A 4,419-nucleotide genomic window follows, 5' to 3' on the forward strand; every position below is an offset into this window, starting at 1 on the left:
GCGCTCACGTCCGCCGCGGCGAACGGCGTCCGCCCCCTCCCGATTGGCGATAGCAGCGGAGATCGCAGGAGTTTTCTCGTCATGATCCCGTTCGATCAGGGCGACGTAATGGCCTTCCCCTTGCTCGCGGTGCGGCCAGATCCGTTTCTCGGCAATCAGCCGCAGGAACGGGTACTCCGCTAACAGACGGGCGATGGTGTCCTCGTTCTCATGGCGGTTAAACGTGCAGGTCGAGTAGGCGAGCCGGCCGCCGGGCTTCAGCATCGCGACCGCGTCCTGAAGGATGTCCCATTGCCGGGCAGCGCACAGCTCCACGGCCTCCGGCGACCACTCGCTGATCGCGTCGGGATCCTTGCGGAACATCCCCTCGCCGGAGCAAGGGGCATCCAGCATGATGCGGTCGAAGGCAAGCGGGAAGCGGGCGGAGAGCGCCGGCGGTGCCGCCTGCGTCACGACGGCGTTCCGGATGCCCAGGCGCTCCACGTTTTCCGCTAGAATGCGCGCGCGCTGCGGGTGAATTTCGTTGCTGATCAGCAGGCCTTGCCCGGCCATTTTTGCAGCGATTTGGGTCGTTTTGCCGCCGGGCGCAGCCGCTAGATCCAGCACCGTCTGACCGGGCTGCGGGTCAAGCAGCTCCACGGCGGACATCGCTGACGGCTCCTGAATATAATAGAGACCGGCAGCATGGTATGGGTGTTTCCCCGGCCGCGTGGATTCCTCGTAATAATAGCCCGTCCCGCACCAGGGCACCGGACGCAAGGCGAACAGCTCCGCGAGCTGGTTTGCCGCCGGGGAGGACGGGGTGATTTTTAGCGTATTTAATCTTAGTCCATAGGTGCGAGGCGCATCATAGCTTGCCAGAAACGCCTCGGTCTCGGCCGGGCCGAGCAGGGCCGTTACCGCCTCAAGGTATGTGGCCGGCAGGGATGGATGACTCATCGTTGTTGCTCCTTCCAAAATCTAAAAAAGGCCATCGGAGGCCGGATCATCTCTACTTCAGCAGTTTATCATATCGCTTTTTATTCACAAAAGAGGCAGTTGATAAAGCAGTGACTTTTTGAAGATATCAGAAAGTATAAACTTCGTGGGATTGGCATCGTGATATCGCAAGAAAAACATCCGCTAAACGCGGTCTGTCTACTTTGAATGTACGTCGATAGACGTTTTTCTTATGACTCGCAAAAAAGGGGAATGGATGTTCCTTCCTGCCTATGGCATAATGGAAAAAGAAGCGGACTTTTCGCCAAAACGTAACGACATGCAAAGGAGAAGCACAATGAAACTGCTGCAGGCTTTATTTTTTCCACCGGAACAGCCCGGGGGCGTATCGTCGATGATTCCGTACCTGCAAGACCGGTTTAATCCTCCTCATTGGGAGATGGAGTTGTTTTCTCTGCCAAAACGGATCCGTTCGAAGGGGAGCGATCCCGTTATTTTTCATACCTTTGATTGGCAGCAATACGGGGACAGCCCGATCGTGCAAAAATACGTGCAAACCTATCGCGACTATCTGTGGTGGACCAAGCTGCGACTGAAGCAGCCGTACGATCTCATCCATGCCCATCACCCGATCGCGGGGCTGGCGATGAAGGAAGTGTTTCCGCAGACGCCGGTCATCCAAAGCATTCATTCGAGTTATGAAAAAGAACTTATTCTAAACGGCCGCATCCGGGAGAACGGGCCGGAGCACCGGTTTCTTACGTCGCTGTATCGCGAACTGGAGCATCGCACCGACCGGTTGTTCACCGTATCGAAATCCTTTGCCGAATATTTGGCGCCGTACGTGGACGATCCTGCGGCCATCGGCGTGATTCCCAACGGGTTTGACGAGAAGCGGTTTAAACCGGTCCCTCATGAAAATGAAGTCGCTCAGCTCGTCACCGTCTGCCGTCTCGTGCCGGCCAAAGGACTGGATACGTTGCTGCATGCATGCGCGGAGCTGAAGAAGCGCGGTCATAACTATGTGCTGCACATCATCGGCGACGGTCCGATCCGTCAGGAGCTGGAGCAGCTGGCGCAGCGATTGGGCATTTATGACGAGACGATTTTTTACGGGTATACGTTGCATCCCGAGGAATTTATGCCGTTCTTTGATATCTTCGTGCTGCCTTCCCGGGCGGAGGCATTTGGCAATGTGTTTGCCGAGGCGGCGCTGTGCAGTCTTGCGCTCGTCGGAACGCGGATCGGCGGGATTGCCGAGCAAATTGAGGACGGTGTGAACGGTCTGCTGGTGCCTCCGGAAGATCCGAAGGCCTTAGCCGAGGCGCTGGAGAAAGTGATCGTGGATCCGGATTACCGTTATCAGCTGGCCCGTAGCGGCTCGGAGAAGGCCAAAACTCATTACTCGCTGAACCGGGTGGTCCACGAGTTGAAGAAGCTGTACCTGCAATTCAAATAGGAAAGAGTTGTTGTGCGGATGAAAGCCTTTCGTTTTCTACACGCGGCCGATTTGCACCTGGATACCCCATTTTCGGGGATGTCCGGTGTGCCGGATCGGCTGCGCGAGTTATTGCGGGAATCTACCTTTACCGCGTTCGAGCGGTTGATTCGGCTTGCGATCGAGGAAGCCGTTGATTTCGTGGTGATCAGCGGCGATATTTACGACGCTTCAGATTCTTCGCTGCGCGCACAGCTGCGCCTGCGAGAGGGCTGGGACAAGCTGGGGGAGCACGGCATTCCGGTATATTTGATCCGGGGGAACCATGACCCTTTGTCCGGCCGGAGGCTCAGGTTAGCCTTGCCCGATCATGTGACGGAGTTTGGTCCCAAGGCGGAAAGCGTGATCGCTGTACGGCGCAGCGACGGGGAGCCGGTGGCGGTGCTGACCGGGGCTTCTTATCCGACCCCGGCGGTGCATGAGAATTTGGCGATCCAGTATCGGCGCGAGCCGGGCTCGGCGCTCTACCACATCGGGCTGCTGCACGGCAACGTGGACGGCCAGGAGGGGCATGACGCTTACGCGCCATGCTCGCTTCGCGATTTACAGGCCTCGGGATACGACTATTGGGCGCTGGGTCATATCCATAAGCGGCAGATTCTTTGCGACTCGCCGTGGGTCGTGTACCCAGGCAACATTCAAGGGCGCAGCTTAAAGGAAACCGGCCCGAAGGGCTGCTATCTGGTGGAGGTTGCGGAGAACGGAGAAGCGGAGTTGTCCTTTCGGCGGCTCGATCAAGTGTTGTGGCTGGAGAGCGGCCTGGCGATCGACGGTCTGGCTACGGAAGAAGCGTTGAAGGTGAGCGTCGAGGAGCGGCTGGACGAGCTGCGGGAAGCCGAGCCTGATCGGATCACGGTGGTTCGGTTGATTTTTACCGGGCGCGGGCCGCTGCATGGGATGCTTCAATCAGGACCGGAAGCGGCGGAGCTGCTGCAGGAGCTGCGGCGCAAAGAATTGGGACGCTTCGAGGCTGCAGGGCTGGGCGAAGGAATCGTATGGCCAGCGGGCTTCAAGCTGGAAACCGGGATGGAGCTGGACCGCGAGGGGCTGCTTGCGGAGGACAGCTTCCTCGGTGAGCTGTTCCGGTTAGGAGAACGGACGGCAGCGGAGCCTGAACGGGTGGAGGAGCTGGTTGGCACCGCGTTGGCCCCGCTGGCGGACAACCGGCAGCTGCGGCGTATATTGCAGGAGCTGAATTCGGAAGCCAAGCTGGAGCTGGTACGCCGGGCTGAGGAGCTGGCGGCTACCTTGCTGAATGAAGATACGCCGTCGTCGCGGGAAGGGAGAAGCGTCTCATGAAGCTGGAACGGATGCAGATCAGCGGCTTTGGCCGCCTGAATGGGCTGGACGTGGAGCTTCCGGGGCAAGTAACGGTGCTGTACGGTCCCAATGAAGCAGGCAAAAGCACGCTGCTGGGCTTTGTCCGGGCGATGCTGTTTGGCATCCCTACCCGGGTGGCAGCGGCTGAACGGTATGAGCCGCTGCGGGGCGGTGCACACGGCGGGGTGCTGACAATCTTGGGCGATGACGGAACGCGCTGGATGATCGAGCGGTATGCGCAGCCGCCGGAGGGGCGGAACCTGCCCGGCACACGCGGCGACCGGCTGCGGATCACGCGCAGCGATGAACGCGGCGGCGTGCGGGAGGCGTCGCAAGAGGAGATGCAGCGGGAGCTCCTCGGCGGTCTGTCCAAGGCGATGTTTAAGCAGCTGTTCGCCGTGTCGTTGACGGAGCTGCAAGAAGTTGGCGCCTTGCAGTCGGAGGAGCTCAGCCGCTACCTGTTCCACGCCGGGATCGGCGGCGGAGCGGCGGTGCTGCGCGGGGAGAAACGCTTGGTCCAGGACATGGACAAGCTGTACCGGCCGCGCGGGCGCACGCAGGAAATCGCTCAGCTCCTCCAGGCGGTGGAGCGGCTGGAGCGCGAGGCCGAGGCGGCCAAAGCGCTGCTGCCGCGGTACAACGACGTGTTGGAGGAGCTGGAG

Annotated in this window: 4 protein-coding genes; 3 read left to right on the top strand and 1 reads right to left on the bottom strand. The window is 59.9% G+C overall.

Going from position 1 to position 4,419, the window contains the following annotated elements:
- The coding region (locus tag POTG_RS00440; RefSeq protein ID WP_198136132.1) for an RsmB/NOP family class I SAM-dependent RNA methyltransferase at nucleotides 1–939 on the bottom strand (939 nt) is incomplete at its 3' end.
- 337 nt (nucleotides 940–1,276) lie between these two features.
- On the opposite strand from POTG_RS00440, the gene POTG_RS00445 reads away from it, so the two are divergent.
- From POTG_RS00445 to POTG_RS00455, 3 genes are all read left to right on the top strand, one after another.
- Complete coding sequence (locus POTG_RS00445) at nucleotides 1,277–2,398, top strand: glycosyltransferase family 4 protein (protein ID WP_036643689.1); 1,122 nt, start codon at nucleotides 1,277–1,279, stop codon at nucleotides 2,396–2,398.
- 18 nt (nucleotides 2,399–2,416) lie between these two features.
- A complete protein-coding gene (locus POTG_RS00450) occupies nucleotides 2,417–3,736 on the top strand; it encodes a metallophosphoesterase family protein (protein ID WP_036643873.1) in 1,320 nt (439 codons plus the stop codon).
- A partial coding sequence (locus POTG_RS00455) for an AAA family ATPase (protein WP_036643691.1) occupies nucleotides 3,733–4,419 on the top strand: 687 nt, incomplete at its 3' end. The genes POTG_RS00450 and POTG_RS00455, both read left to right, overlap by 4 nt.

This window comes from Paenibacillus sp. oral taxon 786 str. D14, assembly GCF_000159955.1.
Taxonomy (GTDB): domain Bacteria; phylum Bacillota; class Bacilli; order Paenibacillales; family Paenibacillaceae; genus Fontibacillus; species Fontibacillus phoenicis.